This window comes from Mesorhizobium bavaricum, assembly GCF_056781655.1.
This window is the reverse complement of record NZ_CM165566.1, coordinates 115,192-132,202: the sequence shown is the minus strand read 5'-3', so window position 1 is coordinate 132,202 and position 17,011 is coordinate 115,192. Positions and strand designations below refer to the sequence as shown.

Below are 17,011 nucleotides of genomic sequence, written 5' to 3'. Positions count from 1 at the left end.
AAAGTCATGTTTCATAGTCAACCGGCCATCGGCTGCCGGCAGCCAGTTTTTTGGGATCGCGTCGTTCTGGAGAAAAACCGTGCCTGACATCCACGCCCAGACGGATTTCCGCACAGGCGCCGTGTGGTGATGGCGGCCCTCGAATCTCACAGGGCCGACCGTCGCCGCGGCCAGATCACCCGGCGCGGCGCGCTGGGACTTTTCGTTCTGCCTTTCACCGGAATTGCATCGCCATCTGCCGCGGCGAAGCCGCTGCGCATCGTCTGCCTGGATGACGGGCTGGCCGAAACCTTGCTCATGCTCGGCGTCAACCCGGTCGCCATTGCCGGTCGCGACGTCTGGGAGACCTGGGTGGTCGAGCCGCCGCTGCCGCCCGACATCGCCGATGTCGGCACGCTGCTCGAGCCCAATCTCGAATTGCTGCAGCAGCTTGCCCCCGACATCATCCTGGCCATGCCGTATCTCGATGGCATCAAGCCGCTGCTCGAACGCGTGGCGCCGGTAACGACGATCGGGCTCTATACCGAAGCCGGGCAGCCTTATCAGCGAGCAGTCGAGGCGACGCGCCAACTCGCCAGGCTTGTCGGCAAGGAAAGCGAAGGCGAAACGCTGATCGCGGCGACGGATGCGTATTTTTCAGAAGTTCGCCAGCAGCTGGCGCCGCTTTCGGCGCGGCCGATCTATGTCGTCAGCTTCATGGATCCGCGCAATGTGCGCGTCTACGGCAAGAAAAGTCTGTTTCAGGAGGTGTTCGACCGCATCGGGCTAAGCAATGCCTGGATCGGCGAGACCAACTATTGGGGGTTTGCGACCGTCGGCATCGACGGCCTGGCTACATCAAGCGACGCACGCCTCGCCTATCTGGAGCCTTTGCCCGACGGCGCCGGCGGCACGCTGACCGAAAGCCCGGTGTGGAACGCCATGCCCTTCGTGCGCAACCGCTCGATCATGCGCCTCCCCGCCGTGCTGATGTTCGGCGCGCTTCCCTCGGCCACCCGCTTCGCCCGGGTTCTGGCCAGGGCGATGACAGAGGGAAACAACCGATGAGGGATGGCGCAGCGACCTTGACTGGCGACACCAGCCCCGCCTCGGCCGACCGTGCGCGGTCGGCTGGCATCTTCGACAATTATCCGCTCGGCGCGATCCTGCTTTGCGTGGTGCTTGTCGGCGGTGCGGTGGCCGCAACCCTGTCCAACCTTGTTGTGCAGCTGCCGCCGGCGCTCTGGCTCGAAGCCTTCGCGAAGCCCGACATCGATGACATGGGGCAGGTGCTCGTCCACTACGCCTTCCTGCCCAGGCTTGCTGTCAGCCTGCTGTGTGGCGCGGCACTCGGACTTGCCGGAACCGTCCTGCAACAGGTTCTGCGCAACCCGCTGGCCTCGCCCGAAACGGTCGGCGTCTCGGCCGGTGCCTATCTGGCGCTGGCGCTGGCGACGCTTCTCGCACCGTCCTCGCTCGCCTTCGGCCGCGAATGGGTGGCGCTGGCCGGCGCCTTCGTCGCCCTGGCCGCCGTCATCGCTTTGTCCTGGCACAAGGGCCTGTCACCGCTTTCGGTCGTGCTGGCTGGGCTGGTCGTCAGCCTCTACGCCGGCGCCATCGGTGCGGCATTGGTGGTGCTGCGGCATGAATGGCTGGCCAGCCTGTTCATCTGGGGCGCCGGTTCGCTCGGCCAGCAGGACTGGTCGACGACGCTGTGGCTGTTGCCGCGCATCGGCACTGCTGCGTTGGCGATCTTCCTCATGGTGCGGCCGCTGACCTTGCTTGGCCTCGACGAGGACGGCGCGCGCAGCCTTGGCGTCCCGCTCGGCCTCTATCGCTTCGCCGGGCTGGCGGCGGCCGTCGCGCTGATCGCCTTCGTCGTTGCCGCTGTTGGCGTCATTGGCTTTGTCGGCCTGGCCGCCGCGACCCTCGCGCGCATCGGCGGTGCCCGCCGGTTGGGTCAGCAGCTGGTGATGGCGCCGCTCATCGGCGGTGCATTGCTGTGGGCCACCGATCAGGCCGTGCAGATCGCCACTGGACCGCAAGGCGACCTGATGCCGACCGGAGCGATCACCGCGCTCCTCGGCGCGCCGCTGCTGCTCTGGCTGCTGCCGCGCCTTGCCCTTGGTTCGGAAGCCCCGGCATTGACGGCCGAGCGGCTCCCGCGCGCGAGCCGGCCCGGCCTCGTGCTGGCGGCGATCGGCCTGGCTCTGCTTTTGCTGCTGGGGCTGGCCTTGCTCTTTGGGCCGGGGCCGCATGGCTGGACCTTCGCTTTCGGCGATGCGCTACAGCCGCTGCTGTCGTGGCGGTGGCCCCGCGTGCTTGCCGCGCTGGGTGCCGGCGCGATGCTGGCGCTTGCCGGGCTCATGATGCAGCGACTGACCGGCAATCCGATGGCCAGCCCCGAAGTGCTGGGCATCAGCGCCGGCGCCGCGCTGGGCATGACGGTGGCGCTGTTCGCGCTCGCCGATGCAGGCCGTCCGCTGCAGACCGCGGCCGCCACCATTGGCGCCTTCGCCGCTCTTCTGGTGACGCTGGCCATCGGCCGCCGTGCCGCCTATGCACCGGAACGGCTGCTGCTCGCCGGAGTGGCTTTGACGGCTTTGTTCGACGCTCTGATCCTGGTGCTCACCACCACCGGCGATCCGCGCGCCATGCTGCTGCTCAACTGGCTCACCGGCTCGACATATGGCGTCGATCCGAGCGCCGCCCTGCTGACGGGCGGCATCGCCATCTGCCTCTTTGCGCTGGCGCCTCTCTTCATGCGCTGGCTGGACATCCTGCCGCTCGGGGCCGCCGCCGTTCAAGGTCTAGGCATCAACCTGAAGGAGGCGCGGATTCTTGTGCTGCTGGTGGTCGCAGCACTCACCGCCGCCTCGACGCTGATCGTCGGCCCGCTGACCTTCATCGGCCTGATGGCGCCGCATCTTGCCCGTCGCCTCGGCCTGTCCCGCGCGCTGCCGCAAGCAGCCGGCGCGGTGCTCGCCGGCGCGCTGATCATGGTCGCCGCCGACTGGATCGGCCGCACCGCCATCTTCCCGCACCAGATCCCGGCCGGTCTCGTCGCCACGCTGATCGGCGGCCCGGTATTGATGTGGCTGCTGCGTCGCCGCTGACTTTTTGTCCCTGTGGAGATTTCCATGCCCAAGTCGATGGCAACGCCTGCCCTGATCGCCGACACCACTGTCCGCGATTTCGCGCCCGCTCATGGCGGCAATCCCTGGCGGATATTCCTGCATGTGCCGGCAAAGCCGGCGCCGGCAGCCGGCTGGCCGGTCCTCTACATGACCGACGGCAATGCCGTCATCGGTACCGCCGTCGACGTGGTGCGCGCGCAGGCGAGCTATCCCGCCGGCACCAATGTCTGCGAAGGCGTCATCGTTGCCATCGGCTATCCCGTCGAGGGGGCCTATGATCCACTGCGGCGCTCATGGGATCTCGGCCCGCCGCCGGGCAAGATCTATCCGCCCTTCTATGATGGCACCCCTGATGTCAGGACGGGCGGGGCAGGGGAATTCCTCGCCTTCATCGAGGACGAATTGAAGCCCTGGGTGGCAAGCCGCGCCAGGATCGATGAAAGCCGCCAGGCGCTTTATGGTCATTCCTTCGGTGGCCTGTTCGCGCTCTATGCCCTGTTCACCCGCCCGCTCTCGTTCCGGACCTGGATCGCGGCCAGCCCCGCCATCTATTGGGAAGACCGCGCCGTCGATCGCTTTCTCGAAGCCTTCGAGGCCGCCGTTCCTGCAGGCCTGACGGTGAACGTGCTTCTGTCGGCTGGCGAGTACGAGACCGAGAAGCTGGCGCCGTTCCAGGTTGGCGCCGAGGACGAAGAAAAGCGACTGCAGCAGAAGCAGGTGACACGCACCGACGAATTCGCGCGGACAATGGCGGGGCGTCTCCAGGCCCTCCCGGGGGTGAGCGCGAGCTTCGAACTGCACGCCGGCGAGAACCACATGTCGATCCTGCCGGTGACGGTCAACCGCGCGGTTCAGGCCGCGTTTGCGGTGCGTGGGTCGGGCTAGGCGACTCCGGTCCGGATCTTTGAAATCACCAGTTCCTGTGTTGCGGCGATATCCGCGGTCATCGCGCCAAAGCGCAGGGCGCAGTGAAACATCCCGCCCGGCGCGACAACAACCAGGCGGCCTCTTTCCTTCGCCGCGAGATAACCGTCGGGTTCGGCGGTCGCCGGCAGCACGAGGCCGAGCGCGTCCTGGTCGGCGCCGCGCGTGATCCAGCGAACGGCGTAGTTGAGCTCCGCCGGGCGAAAGCTGACAAAATCCGCGGTCCGGTCCGGATGCACCTGCAAGGCGTGCGCCCAACCTTCGGCGTCTGCCTTGGCTTTCATCGTCAGCACGAGTTCGGGGTCGATCGGCTCGCCTTTGGTCAGCAAACGATGCCGCGAAGGATCGGCGACAATGGCGTCGCGGTAGGCAAGGTAGCTTTCGCTTGGCGTGAAAAAGGGTGGGAGCACCTGGCGCACGACAATGTCGGCGCGGTCATCAGCGACGCTGTCGACCAGGCGTCCGCCGTCCACCGGCCTGAAATTGATGTGCGCCAGGTACATCAGCTCCATTGGCGAGTGTTTCAGGTTCTCGATGGCGATGTCGACGGCCACGCTGGTGCCGTCGCGCTGCAGCCGCACGGTTGACTGTGCCACATAGTCGTGGCTGAAGGCGACCGTCTGGCGGCTACGCCCGGTAACAGCCATGAACGACCCCTCGGCGTTTTCCCCAGCCAAGAGCTGCACATCTCTGTAAGGCGCATTGGGCAGGTCGCCGTGAAGCGGATGGCGATCGCTCGGGCCCGGGTTTCCCATCGCCGTCGCGCCGCAGTGAATGAAGAACGCACCGTAGGACGAGAGATAATCCCGGGTCGCAATCGGCTCGTCGAACATCGAGCGCATGGTCAGTGAACGGCCGAGGAATGTCGCGTCCCAAATCTGCTGCCCCTGGAACGGCAGCATGATGATCTCCCCCTTTTCGTTGCTGACCCGAAGACCGGCGACGCCGGATCGGTAGCGAAATGCGGTTGCGACAAGGCCGGCGTATCGCGCAACGATGGTTTCCGACGAGCCAAACTGCTCTGGCACCAGGTCAATGAGAACGTGGTCGGGGTGCTTGGGGTGCATGTTTCAGCCTCTGTCTGCCGCCGGCAGATAGTCGCAGGAAACGTTTGGAAATCAACGGCAGCGTGTCTCGCATGGCTGCCAAAACGGTAGCGCGCCGCTGCCGGTCACTGTCGATCGTGCGGTGCAGCCGACGTTGCGCCGAAGCAGCGGGACATCAGCCAGCCGTCCACTGGTTGACAGCGTCTTGCAACACACCGCGATTTCCTATCCGCGGGCGGGCGGCAGCTCGAACAGGCTGGCACCGTTCTCCTCGCCGCGCTGGACATAGCCGATGACTCCAAACCATCTTGCGACATCCGGCCCCTGAAGCCAGCTGCGTGAGTGGACGGGGACGTTGCCGGCGAGCGCCTGGATGTGCCTGATATGCCGCTTGCAGAAGCGGACGGTCGCGGCGCGGAAGAAATCCTCCTGTGCGGCGAACAGCGTGTCGGCGGCGTCGCTGTTCTCGTGCCAGGCGATGATCGCCACGGCCTTGTCGCCCTCGACAAGCGCGTGCGCGCGGCCTTCTTTCAAGTTCATCATCAGATTGTCGTACGCGATCTTGCTGTCCTTGCCGGCCGCGACGTATTCGTCGGACATCCGCTTGGACAGACCACGAAAGACGTCCTCCACATCCCCGAGCGTTGCTGCGCGTGCTCTCATTTCTCCTCCTGACGCCCCGACAGGCAGTTTGCCCTAAGGTTGGGGGATCACCAAGCAATTCCAATCCGCCGGCAACCCAATGGGCGCAAAGTCGTTTCAGCTGGCGATGCGTGGTAAAAGTTCCGGAAACCATTTTAGCGCAAGCTAATTGAATCGGGTTCTGGGCGTCGGTTCATCGGTTTGAAGTTCGTCCCGCCCCTGATGCCGGCTCTGCAAAGAGGATCGCGCCGCACGATGTCCAGGAGGAATGAGACAATGAGCCCCACTGACCCGCGACCAGAGCGACGCTCTCACCCGCGCGGGATCGTTCTAAAGGGTGCCACCATCATCACCGATGATGCGAACATCAGTTGCTCGGTCAGAAATCAGCACCAGCACGGTGCGGAATTACGGGTCGACCCCGGCGTCACAATTCCCGACCGTTTCGTCCTTCACGTGCCTGCGGATGACGCAAGCTATCGTGCCGTGGTGCGATGGAGAAGGAACGAGCGGCTTGGCGTGCAGATTTATTAGCCCGGGAACGTGGAGTGTCAGAATGCCAATTCGACGAAAAGCTGTGGAAGCGGGTATTTTTGAACCATCCGAGTTGGCGTTGCTGGGACGAGTTTTCGAGCACCTTAAACTCGGCCACCAATCGCCCGATGCGCGGGATGCGTTGGCGTCTCGGATCATCGCAAACTACATGGCAGGCGTCGTTGACGAATCCGAGCTGATTTCGCTTTCAAGACAGCCCCTGGGCCGCTAGCGGCAATGTGCCCTGTCGGCGGCCTAGGGCTTCAGTCTTCAGCCTTATTTCCGCGACTGCTGATGTGCCTTTAGATTTATCGCAGCGGGATGCCCAAACCCGACGCAGCCCAGCCGCACCGGCCTTCATTGCCTCTGAAGCTAGCGGCGAGAGCCGCAGTGCGACAGGCCAATACCAGGGAGGGAACATGGCTGAGCAAGAGAGCTGGAAGGAACTGTCGAAAGCGGCCGGCAGCGCGAGCCTACCTCGTGCAGTCACCGTGATCGGAGACCATATCCGCCTGGTGCCGCTCTGCCTCGAAGATGCCGACGAAATCTTCCGGCTAACTCATGCTGGCGAACGCGATGATATCTGGGCCGAGATGAAAGTAGGGCCGTTCGATGGGGTTCAGTCTTTCCGGGCACATGTCAGCGACCTGCTCGACGACCAATCGCGCACGTTCCTGACGCTGCGCACCGCAGCCGCGGGGCCTGTCGGTTGGCTCTGCCTGATGGAGGCGAGGCCGGCGCACAGGGTGATTGAATTGGGCTATGTCCTTTTCGCTCCCGCTCTTCAAAGGACCGTCGCAGCCAGCGAGTCGCTCTTCCTCATCATGCGTCACGTCTTCGATGACCTGGGTTATCGCCGCTTGGAATGGACCTGCACCACGGCTAACGCGAAGTCCAGGCGGGCAGCCGATCGGCTGGGCTTTGTCTTCGAGGGCATAATGCGCGAAGGCCTCACGCTGAAAGGCCGCCCGTGCGACATCTGCATGTACTCGCTTCTGGCGCGGGAATGGCAGCCCGCCAGCGCCGCCTTCCTGGCTTGGCTGTCCCCTGAGAATTTTGCCGATGGACGTCAGGTGCGATCCTTGGAGGAGATCAGAGCTTCGTTATGAGCTGGACTCGCCAAATGGCTGCCGAGTCGGCAAAATCCGTCGACGGATGGGGAATTGGCCGGGGATCATTGGATGAAAATCAATGTGGTCTACGCGCATCCTTTAGCCGACAGCTACCAAGCGTCACTTCACAAGCGCGTCGTCCAGACCCTCAAAGCAAGAGGCGACGAGGTTGTCGACTTCGACCTTTACGAAATGAAGTTCAATCCGGCCATGGATGCTGAAGAGAGACGTGGCCACTTCGATCTTTCTCAAACACCGAAGGATTTGCAGATCTATATCGACACGTTGAGGTGGGCTGAGGCGTGCGTGTTCTGCTTCCCCACGTGGTGGTCAGGCATGCCGGCAATTTTGAAGGGCTATTTCGATCGAGTCTGGCGGCCAGGCGTTGCTTACGATTTGCCGGCAGACGGCGGCACGATCAAGCCGGCACTCCTAAACATTCGCCGCATGGGGGTAGTCACCACATGTGGTTCGCCGTGGTGGTATACAGAAATCTACATGCAAAACCCAGGCAAGAAGGTGCTGCTGCGAGGCCTCAAGACGATGTGCGGCCGCAATGTCAAGCACCTCTATCTGACGCGATATTCCGTCGAGAGCATTTCGAATGAACAGAGGGAGGTGTTCGCGCGTCGTGTGGAACGAAGGTTCGAGAAATTCTAAGAGCGGGCTCGGCCGCCCGCGAAACCATCCTAGAGACCCTGTCCAACCCGGTGCGCTGCCTCACGGTGGGGCCTTTTCATTGCCCGGCCGTCGATACGATCGTCGCAACAAGCTGCCTCGCTTGAACCCGCTTCAGACAATGGCCGGGGATATTTGGCCACGTCGCCTTGGCGCATTCTTTCTGAGTGATTGCTACAGTTTCGCCGGGCTGCACATTCGCGGCTTGGCTAGTGGTGGCTGAGGCAAAGAGCACCGTCTGAGTTATGAGCGCCGCAACGGCGGCGACCTGGATCAGAACGGTGGCGAGGGCGATCTTCTTGAGCATTCGACCAAACGCGCGACCGCGCCGCCGGTTCCCTCCGGTATTGCCGGTTTCACGCCCCTCACAGTGGAAGAACGCTTCCAGCGGAGCAAAGACGCGGATAGGGCGCAACAGTTGCCTATGCGCGTGGCATGGCTCGAAGGGCGCTTTGGCAATCGTGAAACAAAAAGCCGGGTCGGGCCGTTTGCAATCTGCCAGACCCCAATCTGGCATACTCTAGACCCTCCCGCTGGCTTCGGCCGGCGGGCTTTTTTCGAAGGCTCCCGAATTTCATCGATAGAGCTGCACCTCGTCGCGCAGGAAGTTATCGAGCGTTCCCTGGCCGCCACGACCGGTGATGTCGACCAACTCTACAAAAACGGATCCGCCGGCCGATGCACCCGGAACAGGCTCCGACAGGAAGAAACTTGCAAACGCCTCAACGGGAAGGTTTGTACTGTTGCCGTTCAGATCGTTGCCAGCGGCCTCGAGCGCATTGCAGTTGAGGATTGCCCCGTAGAGCAGACGACGATCGACGGATGTAACAGGCGATTGACAGGAGCTCGGCGGCGTTCCCACCTCACCGCCTGTCGAAGCGTGTCCGACGAGACCGTTCGCAATCTCGTATTTGTAAACCTGGTAACGCGTCGGTTTGCTCGTGTCCCATGACGAAGGGTAGCTCGTCGAACTGAAATTGGTGCTCCAGTATCCGGAAAAGTTCCAGTTACCGTCTCCCATGCGGCCGCCCATATAGGGCGTGGTGGCATCGCGTGGCAGGCCCATGTTGCCCGTAGCGTTGAACGTCAGCTGATTGTACTGCGGGCACTGGTTGCTGTTTCCGTTGCCGTTGCCATTGCCATTGCCATTCCCGCCAGGCGATGCGCCTTTCCTGACATTCGACGCGGGACCATACTCGGGCGTGTTGAAGGCGTTGCCGTTCGCTTGGATGCCGAAGCGGACATTGAAGGCGTCCTGAATCGGACCTGTATTCTGGCCAGTCTTTGTGCTGACGTCTTGTGCCGAGTAGCAGCCGAGCGGCTTCGATGTTGCGATCGTCTCGGCAAGCCCTTGGGCACCGTTCCCGACGTTGTTCGGCGGCGCCAGGAAGCCAAAATTGCCAGGGCCGTATGCGGCATTGTTGCCAACCGTGCGAAGTTCGATCAAACGCCGGCGAATTGAGGGGTCAGCTGCTGCTTGTTCCAATGTCACGCCGCCGGCGGAGTTGGTGCCGTTCACCATCTCGTAGGGGTTGCAGATAAAGACCGGCGTGTAGTTGCAGACGCTCGATGTGAAGCCAGCCACGGAAACCGCGCCGACATTGAAGCCATTGCTCGCGGTGTTCCCGGTCAGGTAAGACGCCGGGAAAATGGCCGCAAAGCCGACAGGGGTCACTTTCACCTGGATGAACCGAGCGTTTGGGGCGTCTGTCACTTCATCGGTGATGATGTTGGCTGCTGCAACCGGCGAACTATCCAACGCAGGAAGTGACCGAAGATATGTTCTCGTCACTCCGGCGGATGACAATGTTTGGGGTATGCCGGCCGTGGAGAATGAATAGCTATTGCTCACCAGAGTCGATAGCGCGCGATCCGCCCTGGTGATCGAATCCGATCGACCATCCAGTTCCGCGGCGGCTGCCAACGCCATCGCGTCGGCGTCCTTCTGCAGATCGTTTTGCAGGTTATTGACCCGGCTCATGTCGATTGCCAGGAGCGAAAATCCGATGATCGCCGGCAGCATCACGCTGACCAGAATCAGTGCTATGCCGCGTTGATCAGTCCAGAATCTGCGTAGAGCATAAAACATTGCGGCGCCGCCCCCACCGGCGACGGTTGGTTGGCCGACGCCGGGTAGGGTCGTCGTTCTTGATAGCAAATGCGCCCGGTCCAGATGCTTGGACGCGTTGGTTATGGTCCCACCGAAACGCCCAACGGTCCAATCACGAGCTTGCGAGCTAGCTAATATGCATGAACCCGCGTCATACCGGCGCTCATAATCCTTTCGCCGACGCGGCTCCTGTGACATTGCCCGCGGCATTTACCGCGACACTCGGACAAGCCGGTCAGAAGCGACGCGGGATCACGGGACATCGCATGGACGGACGTGAGCCACAGGAGAGGGCATCCTTACAATCGCGGCGATCACTCCGGCACGCCGGAGATGCGCAGCGCCTCGACGTAACGCTCGGCGAACACCTTGTCCAGCCACGGGTTGATCAGTCTCTGCAGGGTGAGCGTGTAGGTCGGGAACGCCTCCATCAGCCGCCGCGCCGCCGCCTTCGCCTCATCCAGTCGGTTGAGTTTGACCAGCGCCATGATCACCACCCGGTGCGAGGAGCCGTAGTTCGGCATCTCGTGCAGCGCACGTTCTCCCCATGCCAACGCTTCGTCGTAGCGCTCGAGCATCAGGTAGCTCATCCCGATGCCGGAGAGCGCGATGCCCTTCTCGGGGTCGACTGGGCTTAGCCGCATTGCCCTATGAAAGTGCTCGATCGCGACGAGCGGGCGGCTGGAATGTGCGTTCACCCAGCCGCAGCCCGTATGGCCCTGCGCCGAATTGGGGTTGAGCAGCAAAGATCGTTCGATCGTGCCCAGCGCCATCTCGTATTCCTTCGCGCTATAGGCGATCACCTGTGCGGCGAAGCGTAGGCTCGTGGGGTCGTCGCGCGCTTCCGCCAGTACCTCGCGCGCCATGCGCGCGGCGACTCGGATATCGTCGGGCTCGTGCCAGCACTGGCTCACGGATAGGCTGCGGATATAGGCGCCGAGTGCCTTCGCCAGGTTGAAGCCAGGGTCGATGCTGAGCGCCTCGTTGGTGAGCCGGCGCACGTCGGCAAAGCCTTCGCGCGTCATGCTGTAGAAGCGCGGCAGCGCGCGAAGGTAGAGGTCGTAGGCACTGATGTAGTCGGTCGGCTTCATGCGTGCCTGCTTGATCTGCTCCAGCCGGATGCTCGGCTCGACAGCGCCGACGACGCTCTCGGTCACCTTGTCCTGCAGTTCGAAGATGTCGCTCACGTCGCCCTCGAAGCGGTCGGTCCAGACATGGTGTCCGCTGATCGCGTCCACCAACTGCCCACTGATGCGCACCCGCGATCCTGCTCTGCGGATGCTGCCTTCGAGCACGTAGCGGACGCCCAGCTCGCGCCCGACCTGGCGCAGGTCCACCGCCCGGCCCTTGTAGGTGAAGGACGAGTTGCGGGCGATCACGAAGAACGAGTTCACCCGGCTCAATCCCGTGATGATGTCCTCCACCAGCCCGTCGGCGAAGTATTCCTGGTCGGGGTCGCCGCTCATGTTGGTGAAAGGCAGAACCGCGATCGAGGGTTTCTCGGGCAGGGGAGGCGGTGCAGCCACCGAGGCGCTGGCGTCGGTCTCGACGCGGTAGGCGCGCACAGGCCGCTCGATGTTCTTGAGTTGCAAGTTGCCGAGCGGTGTGAAGCCGCAGTCGAGCTTGCCCTGAAGGTGGTCGTAGGCGGTGCCCGAGACGACCACGGTGCCGGGATCGGCGATGCTTTCGAGGCGCGCGGCGATGTTGACCCCGTCGCCGTAGAGGTCGCCGTCCTCCTCGCAGACCACGTCGCCGAGATTGACGCCGATGCGGAAGCGAATCCGCTCTTCCTTGGGCGTCTCCGCCTCGTGTTCTGCCACGGCCTGCTGGATCGCCATCGCCGAGGTCACCGCGTTAACGACGCTCGCGAACTCGCACAGCATGCCGTCGCCGGTGAGCTTGACGATCCGACCCTGATGCTCGGAGACCAGCGGTTGGAGGAGGTCCTTGCGGTAGATCTTCAGCCGCTCGAGCGTGCCGCGCTCGTCGCGCTCCGTCAGTCGCGAATAGCCGACCACGTCGCAAGCCAGGATTGCTGCGAGGTGGCGCTGCGTGGTCATCGCACCGCTCAGCCAAGCGCCCGCACGCGGGCCGCCCCGCGTCGATGTCCTGCCAACTGCCAGACGTCCCCCGTGCATGGTATCCATCTCTCCCAGTCTCCGCCCGTCGCCGATACAGAACGGAGAACGCAGCTTGACCTTGCCTTCACGAGATTTCGCTATCTCGCTTGCGAGACGTGGAGCGTTCCAGTCGCTGCGCTAACAGCCAACCGACGACACGCCCACGCAGCCTCTGGGGACACTGACACGCCACGCCCAGAAGGACGGAGATATTTCCTGCCCTGTGTAACCGGCTGACGCCACCGTGGCGGTGCTTTTGTATCGGGCATCACACCAGACCTTCTCGCTTGGAGGTCCTGAGGTCGGCAAGTGGCGCAACGCCATGCCCTCACGCTGACGGGGGCAAGGTCATGAAAGGCTCGGTCGCCCACTACTTGGATACCGCCGAGCGTCTGGAAAAGATCGTCCCGACGGTCGATCCTGCGAACGGGGATATGATCATCGTGTATATCACAGAAGACGCCAGCGGCGGGCGGGCGTTCCGCATGTCGCCCGAAATGGGTGCGGACTTCCGCTCCTTATTCTCCAGGCTGATCCGCGAGAAGGCGAACTGAATTTCCATCCGGTGGTGGAAGAATGGCCCGCTGCCTCAATGGTGGCGGGTCTCTTCAAGGCACGACAACACGACGTACCCACACTCATGGCACTTGAGCAAGTCCTGGTCTTCTCTCCGCTGGTCAACCATGGACTCCTGCCTTGCTCGCCATATCCAGCAGCGCGGGCATTGAGGCTTATCGTCGATAAGGGGCTGATACGTCTCTAAGCGGGCACCGGCAGCGACCTTGTTGTCCAGATCGGATTCCAATTTTGCTTTGGCTTCATCCTGCAGGTCCAGCCTGTGCCTTAGGTCTCCGGCCTTCTTCTTTTCGTCGAAAGCTAACCGTTCGGCGTCGTGCATGAGGGTTTCGCTGAAGCGGACCATTGCTTGATGGAGTGCAAGGACGCACGCGGAGTGCAAGATGGCCCTATGAGGTACACCCGAATGAGGTACAGCGAGCCACGGTGGCTGGCTTTTCGTTCGGGCTCAGCCAATTCAGCGCGTGGCTGGCGATAGTGCGGACGCCGAGCGTACACTTGCGCTTGAGAAAACCACGAAGGCGAAAAGCAGAACCGCTGCAGCCACGATCAGCGAGCCGACGGCAACGACCGGTTCGATTGCCGTATAGCCTCCGTGCAGCATCAGATACAAAGCAGGAAGCATGATCACAAGCCCGACGTTATATAAGCCGTAGTGGATCATCGCGATTTTCCGCCCGGCCTTTGCCGGGTTAAGGGCGTAGTAGCCGCCGAAGATTGCACTTGTAACCCATCCGAGGAGATTGATGTGCGCATGCGCCGGAAAGGCGCTGTGGTCGCCCGAAATCGCCATCTGCAAGCCGGCGCCAATCCCCAGGATGAGCCACACGACTGCCGTCTTAAAGAAGAGATCCGAAACCTTAGGCATGACACTTCCTCCCCGTAATGCCGATTTTCAACGGGGGATATTAGGGTTCCCTAAAAGAGCAATGCAATCAAAATCAAAGATCATCCGCAGGCCCCGACCGCGCCTTACAGTGGTGCGCCTCTAGCTGGCACGACCAGGAACAAAGTGAGCGCGGCCATTCCCGCTGTTCGGCCGCTGATCAAAATTCCCGACGAGAAAAATGAAGCCCGCTGCCTCACGGTGGCGGGCTTTTAAGTTGGGCTCGCGATGAACCTGAGAAATGCGTCCCCAACGCCGGTTGTTCTCTTGCCAGGAAAACGCCTTGGGCTCCTGCGTCGATCGCCGTTCGCGCGACGTGGTAAGCACCGGACCGCGTATCCTTTTCGGGATATGGCGGCAGGCGGTCCTTTTCCTCGCTAATTTGCTTCCCCCATGTCGCATCCATGTCGCGTGGACTCGCCGATAGTCGCAGGAAATCCTTGGAAATCAACGGTAGCGGTTTGCAACATGGTGCGACATGAAATTGGGTACGGGTGCCCATACCTGATTGTCAAGACATTGATTTTCTTGGAGAAAATTTGGTGCCCAGAGGCGGATTCGAACCACCGACACGCGGATTTTCAGTCCGCTGCTCTACCAACTGAGCTATCTGGGCCTGTCCGGCAAACGAAATCTCGTAAACCGGAGTTCATCAGGGCGCGTGGGCACCCCTTGAAAGCGCGTGGGTTATAGCATGGGAATCCGGCCTGTCCAGCGCTCAGGTGGCGATTTCAGACAGGAAAAAGAGATGCCATGCGTCGGCCGGTTCCGGTGCCGCGGCGACAGCCGGGATGGCTCGCGGCGCGCTGCCATTTCGTCCTTCTCTGTCCTTGTCCGCGTTGCGATCGCGGGCCGCGATGCCGTGACCCGTCTTTCAGCCGGCAATCCGGGTGCGGCAACGCATTCGCGGCATCGGTCATGCCTCGCCGGTCGTCGCGTTCTATCTGGCGCCTGTCACGCCCCTGCGGAAATCGGAGGGCGACATGCCGGCCAGCTTGCGGAACGATTTGTTGAAGGCGCTGAGCGAGCCGAAGCCAGAATCCATGGCGACGCGCAGCACATTGGCGTCCTGATGCATCAACAGCGCCTGCGCGTAGCTCAGCCGCAGCAGGTTGACGTATTCGTTGAGCGTCATGCCGGTCGATTTCTTGAACAGGCTCATGGCGTATTTGGGATGGATGTCGGCGGCCGCCGCGATGTTCACGCAATCGATGTCGTAGAGGAAGTTCTCGGCGATGAAATCGCACATGCGCCCGACATTGCGCGACGACTGCTGGTCGAAGGGGTTGCCCGTTTCCTGCCCGGGCGCGGTTTCGGGTACCAGCCGGTATGGCTCGAACCGCACCCGCTCCAGCCGCAGCAGCAATTCGTTGACGGCGTGTTCCGCCTTGGCCTGGTCACCGGACCGGGCGTAGCGGTTCCAGCGCTCGAAATTATGGTTGTCGGACTGGTCGGTGGCACCGGTCACCAGCGTGGCACCCGTCATCAGCCGATGCCGGATATCCGTGGGCAGGTGCAGCCGGAAGAAATGCACCAGCGGCAGATGCGCTCCGGCATAGATGGCGTCGTCGGACAAATCGTCCATCTGGTGCGGCAGGCCACCCCAGAACAGGCACATCTCGCCGGCCGACAGCGAAATCTCGTGGTCGTTCATGCGGTAATGCACGCTGCCGCGCACAATGAAATTCACCTCGACCTGTGCGTGCCAATGCGGCTTGAGCATCACCAGGGGATTGGTGTGAAACATCTGCAGCAGCAGCGGCAGGCCTTCCACGCTGCTGGCGCCCGGCTGGTAAAACGGCCGTTCCGGCATCTTACTTTCCGCCAATTTCATATTCCCTTTGACGGCGACAGGCCCTGCCCACTGCATAGTCTAGCCATGCTCACAGTGAGAGAGCAAATGAAATGGGAGGATTTCAATGCGCATCATACTGACCTGCGCCGCGCTCGCGCTCGCCCTGGGCTCTGCCCCGGCCTTTGCGCAATCCGGCGAAATCACGATCTGGAGCTGGAATGTCGCGGCTTCATCGCTGAAGGCGACCGTTGCCGGCTTCAACAAGCAATTTCCCGACATCAAAGTGACGGTCCAGGATCTCGGCAACCAGCCGACCTACGACAAGTCCATCGCCGGCTGCGCCGCCGGCGGCGTCGGCCTGCCTGACATCGTCACCATCGAGAACGGCGAAGCCGAGAACTACTGGAGCCAGTTCCCCGACTGCTTCGTCGACCTGCATACGCTGGGCTATACCGCCGAGGATCAGAAGAAATTCCCCGACTTCAAACGCACCGAGCTCGAAGTCGGCGACAAGGCCTATGCGATGCCGTGGGATTCCGGCCCGGTGGCGGCCTTCTACCGCCGCGACTTCTACGAAAAGGCCGGCGTCGATCCGGCATCGATCAAGACCTGGGACGATTTCATCGCCGCCGGCAAGAAGATCCAGGCCGCCAATCCGGGCGTCTCGATGACCAATGCCGATTTCAACGGTGACAGCGAATTCTTCCGCATGATCTCCAACGAACAGGGCTGCGCCTATTTCGCCGAGGACGGCCAGTCGATCACGGTCAACCAGCCGAAATGCATCGATGCCATGACCAAGGTCAAGGAGATGAAGGATGCCGGCATCGTCTCCTCGGCCGACTGGGGTACCAAGATAACCAACAACACGGCTGGCACGGTCGCCACCCAGATCTATGGTGGCTGGTATGAAGGCACCGTTCGCACCGAATCGGCCGGTGAAAACGGCAAATGGGGTGTCTACCTGATGCCGAGCCTCACCGCCGACGGCCCGCGCGCCGCCAATCTCGGCGGCTCCTCGCTGGCCATCACCTCGGCGTCCAAGAACAAGGAAGCCGCCTACGCCTATATGAAATACACGCTCGGAACGAATGAAGGCCAGATCACGATGCTGAAGGAGTTCGGCCTGGTGCCGTCCCTGATCTCGGCGCTGAATGACCCCTATGTTTCGGAAGGCCTGCCCTACTGGGGCGGTCAGGCGGTGTGGAAGGACATTCTCGGCACCTTGCCCAAGGTTGTTCCAAGCCGCGGCACGCAATTCCAGAGCGACGCCGAAATCATCGTCCGCGCCGTGCAGACCAAATATCTGGCCGGCGGCTACCCCGACGCCAAGGCAGCGCTCGACGATGCCGCAAGCCAGATCGCCGCAGCGACCGGATTGCCCGTCAAATCCTGATCTGGACGAGATGGTCCCGGGGGGTATTGATGCTGCCCGGGACCATTCCGAACGCGCCCCGGGTTTCGCCAGGGCG

Annotated in this window: 17 protein-coding genes and 1 tRNA gene; 9 read left to right on the top strand and 9 right to left on the bottom strand. The window is 62.4% G+C overall.

Going from position 1 to position 17,011, the window contains the following annotated elements; all coding sequences use genetic code 11:
- Positions 1–129 precede the first annotated feature (129 nt).
- The 3 genes from AC1RZR_RS00740 to AC1RZR_RS00730 are packed head-to-tail and all read left to right on the top strand — an operon-like array spanning position 130 to position 4,001.
- Positions 130–1,047 carry an ABC transporter substrate-binding protein gene (locus AC1RZR_RS00740; protein ID WP_477272919.1) on the top strand — a complete coding sequence of 306 codons (918 nt, stop codon included), beginning with the start codon at positions 130–132 and terminating at the stop codon, positions 1,045–1,047.
- The gene (gene fhuB / locus AC1RZR_RS00735; RefSeq protein WP_481827355.1) at positions 1,044–3,095 is read left to right on the top strand and encodes a Fe(3+)-hydroxamate ABC transporter permease FhuB; all 2,052 of its coding nucleotides are present in this window, start codon (positions 1,044–1,046) and stop codon (positions 3,093–3,095) included. Before AC1RZR_RS00740 ends, fhuB begins: the two co-directional genes overlap by 4 nt.
- A gap of 24 nt (positions 3,096–3,119) precedes the next feature.
- Complete coding sequence (locus tag AC1RZR_RS00730) at positions 3,120–4,001, top strand: alpha/beta hydrolase (RefSeq protein ID WP_481827354.1); 882 nt, start codon at positions 3,120–3,122, stop codon at positions 3,999–4,001.
- Here AC1RZR_RS00730 and AC1RZR_RS00725 read toward each other — a convergent pair.
- Both AC1RZR_RS00725 and AC1RZR_RS00720 read right to left on the bottom strand, forming a co-directional pair.
- Positions 3,998–5,107 carry a DUF4432 family protein gene (locus AC1RZR_RS00725; protein ID WP_481827353.1) on the bottom strand — a complete coding sequence of 370 codons (1,110 nt, stop codon included), beginning with the start codon at positions 5,105–5,107 and terminating at the stop codon, positions 3,998–4,000. The two genes, AC1RZR_RS00730 and AC1RZR_RS00725, sit on opposite strands and share 4 nt — an antisense overlap.
- Before the next feature lie 204 nt (positions 5,108–5,311).
- Positions 5,312–5,749: a hypothetical protein gene (locus AC1RZR_RS00720; RefSeq protein ID WP_477272927.1), complete on the bottom strand. Its 438-nt coding sequence runs from the start codon at positions 5,747–5,749 to the stop codon at positions 5,312–5,314.
- 201 nt (positions 5,750–5,950) lie between these two features.
- Here AC1RZR_RS00720 and AC1RZR_RS00715 point away from each other — a divergent pair, with 201 nt between their 5' ends.
- From AC1RZR_RS00715 to AC1RZR_RS00700, 4 genes are all read left to right on the top strand, one after another.
- On the top strand, positions 5,951–6,262 hold the full coding sequence (locus AC1RZR_RS00715) for a PilZ domain-containing protein (protein WP_481829179.1): 312 nt from the start codon (positions 5,951–5,953) through the stop codon (positions 6,260–6,262).
- A gap of 22 nt (positions 6,263–6,284) precedes the next feature.
- Complete coding sequence (locus AC1RZR_RS00710; protein ID WP_477272931.1) at positions 6,285–6,494, top strand: hypothetical protein; 210 nt, start codon at positions 6,285–6,287, stop codon at positions 6,492–6,494.
- 187 nt (positions 6,495–6,681) lie between these two features.
- Complete coding sequence (locus AC1RZR_RS00705) at positions 6,682–7,371, top strand: GNAT family N-acetyltransferase (protein WP_477272933.1); 690 nt, start codon at positions 6,682–6,684, stop codon at positions 7,369–7,371.
- A 72-nt stretch (positions 7,372–7,443) separates the two neighbouring features.
- Positions 7,444–8,034: an NAD(P)H-dependent oxidoreductase gene (locus AC1RZR_RS00700; RefSeq protein WP_477272935.1), complete on the top strand. Its 591-nt coding sequence runs from the start codon at positions 7,444–7,446 to the stop codon at positions 8,032–8,034.
- 76 nt (positions 8,035–8,110) lie between these two features.
- On the opposite strand, the gene AC1RZR_RS00695 is transcribed toward AC1RZR_RS00700, so the two are convergent.
- The 3 genes from AC1RZR_RS00695 to AC1RZR_RS00685 form a co-directional block, all read right to left on the bottom strand.
- A complete protein-coding gene (locus tag AC1RZR_RS00695; RefSeq protein ID WP_477272937.1) occupies positions 8,111–8,569 on the bottom strand; it encodes a hypothetical protein in 459 nt (152 codons plus the stop codon).
- Positions 8,570–8,626: 57 nt separating this feature from the next.
- Positions 8,627–10,141, bottom strand: a complete 1,515-nt coding sequence (locus AC1RZR_RS00690; protein ID WP_481827352.1) for a TadE/TadG family type IV pilus assembly protein — start codon at positions 10,139–10,141, stop codon at positions 8,627–8,629.
- Positions 10,142–10,476: 335 nt separating this feature from the next.
- On the bottom strand, positions 10,477–12,222 hold the full coding sequence (locus AC1RZR_RS00685; protein WP_481827351.1) for an adenylate/guanylate cyclase domain-containing protein: 1,746 nt from the start codon (positions 12,220–12,222) through the stop codon (positions 10,477–10,479).
- 410 nt (positions 12,223–12,632) lie between these two features.
- Here AC1RZR_RS00685 and AC1RZR_RS00680 point away from each other — a divergent pair, with 410 nt between their 5' ends.
- Positions 12,633–12,836, top strand: a complete 204-nt coding sequence (locus AC1RZR_RS00680; RefSeq protein ID WP_481827350.1) for a hypothetical protein — start codon at positions 12,633–12,635, stop codon at positions 12,834–12,836.
- A gap of 35 nt (positions 12,837–12,871) precedes the next feature.
- Here AC1RZR_RS00680 and AC1RZR_RS00675 read toward each other — a convergent pair whose 3' ends face one another.
- The 4 genes from AC1RZR_RS00675 to AC1RZR_RS00660 all read right to left on the bottom strand — a co-directional run bounded on the left by AC1RZR_RS00675 (position 12,872) and on the right by AC1RZR_RS00660 (position 15,578).
- Positions 12,872–13,180 carry a hypothetical protein gene (locus AC1RZR_RS00675; protein WP_477272945.1) on the bottom strand — a complete coding sequence of 103 codons (309 nt, stop codon included), beginning with the start codon at positions 13,178–13,180 and terminating at the stop codon, positions 12,872–12,874.
- Positions 13,181–13,315: 135 nt separating this feature from the next.
- The gene (locus AC1RZR_RS00670) at positions 13,316–13,726 is read right to left on the bottom strand and encodes a hypothetical protein (RefSeq protein ID WP_477272947.1); all 411 of its coding nucleotides are present in this window, start codon (positions 13,724–13,726) and stop codon (positions 13,316–13,318) included.
- 558 nt (positions 13,727–14,284) lie between these two features.
- A tRNA-Phe gene (locus AC1RZR_RS00665) sits at positions 14,285–14,360 on the bottom strand.
- Positions 14,361–14,684: 324 nt separating this feature from the next.
- Positions 14,685–15,578 carry a helix-turn-helix domain-containing protein gene (locus AC1RZR_RS00660; protein ID WP_477272949.1) on the bottom strand — a complete coding sequence of 298 codons (894 nt, stop codon included), beginning with the start codon at positions 15,576–15,578 and terminating at the stop codon, positions 14,685–14,687.
- A gap of 85 nt (positions 15,579–15,663) precedes the next feature.
- Between AC1RZR_RS00660 and AC1RZR_RS00655 the strand changes: the two genes are divergently transcribed.
- Positions 15,664–16,935 (top strand): ABC transporter substrate-binding protein, encoded by a 1,272-nt coding sequence (locus tag AC1RZR_RS00655; protein WP_481827349.1) that lies wholly within the window; start codon positions 15,664–15,666, stop codon positions 16,933–16,935.
- Positions 16,936–17,011 lie beyond the last annotated feature (76 nt).

Coding starts and splice junctions, on each gene's coding strand:
- AC1RZR_RS00730 (WP_481827354.1), top strand. CDS start 3,120: ATGCCCAAGTCGATGGCAACGCCTGCCCTGATCGCCGACACCACTGTC.
- AC1RZR_RS00720 (WP_477272927.1), bottom strand. CDS start 5,749: ATGAGAGCACGCGCAGCAACGCTCGGGGATGTGGAGGACGTCTTTCGT.
- AC1RZR_RS00660 (WP_477272949.1), bottom strand. CDS start 15,578: ATGAAATTGGCGGAAAGTAAGATGCCGGAACGGCCGTTTTACCAGCCG.
- AC1RZR_RS00715 (WP_481829179.1), top strand. CDS start 5,951: ATGCCGGCTCTGCAAAGAGGATCGCGCCGCACGATGTCCAGGAGGAAT.
- AC1RZR_RS00695 (WP_477272937.1), bottom strand. CDS start 8,569: ATGCCAGATTGGGGTCTGGCAGATTGCAAACGGCCCGACCCGGCTTTT.
- fhuB (WP_481827355.1), top strand. CDS start 1,044: ATGAGGGATGGCGCAGCGACCTTGACTGGCGACACCAGCCCCGCCTCG.
- AC1RZR_RS00700 (WP_477272935.1), top strand. CDS start 7,444: ATGAAAATCAATGTGGTCTACGCGCATCCTTTAGCCGACAGCTACCAA.
- AC1RZR_RS00710 (WP_477272931.1), top strand. CDS start 6,285: ATGCCAATTCGACGAAAAGCTGTGGAAGCGGGTATTTTTGAACCATCC.
- AC1RZR_RS00685 (WP_481827351.1), bottom strand. CDS start 12,222: ATGACCACGCAGCGCCACCTCGCAGCAATCCTGGCTTGCGACGTGGTC.
- AC1RZR_RS00705 (WP_477272933.1), top strand. CDS start 6,682: ATGGCTGAGCAAGAGAGCTGGAAGGAACTGTCGAAAGCGGCCGGCAGC.
- AC1RZR_RS00680 (WP_481827350.1), top strand. CDS start 12,633: ATGAAAGGCTCGGTCGCCCACTACTTGGATACCGCCGAGCGTCTGGAA.
- AC1RZR_RS00675 (WP_477272945.1), bottom strand. CDS start 13,180: ATGCACGACGCCGAACGGTTAGCTTTCGACGAAAAGAAGAAGGCCGGA.
- AC1RZR_RS00740 (WP_477272919.1), top strand. CDS start 130: ATGGCGGCCCTCGAATCTCACAGGGCCGACCGTCGCCGCGGCCAGATC.
- AC1RZR_RS00690 (WP_481827352.1), bottom strand. CDS start 10,141: ATGTTTTATGCTCTACGCAGATTCTGGACTGATCAACGCGGCATAGCA.
- AC1RZR_RS00655 (WP_481827349.1), top strand. CDS start 15,664: ATGCGCATCATACTGACCTGCGCCGCGCTCGCGCTCGCCCTGGGCTCT.
- AC1RZR_RS00670 (WP_477272947.1), bottom strand. CDS start 13,726: ATGCCTAAGGTTTCGGATCTCTTCTTTAAGACGGCAGTCGTGTGGCTC.
- AC1RZR_RS00725 (WP_481827353.1), bottom strand. CDS start 5,107: ATGCACCCCAAGCACCCCGACCACGTTCTCATTGACCTGGTGCCAGAG.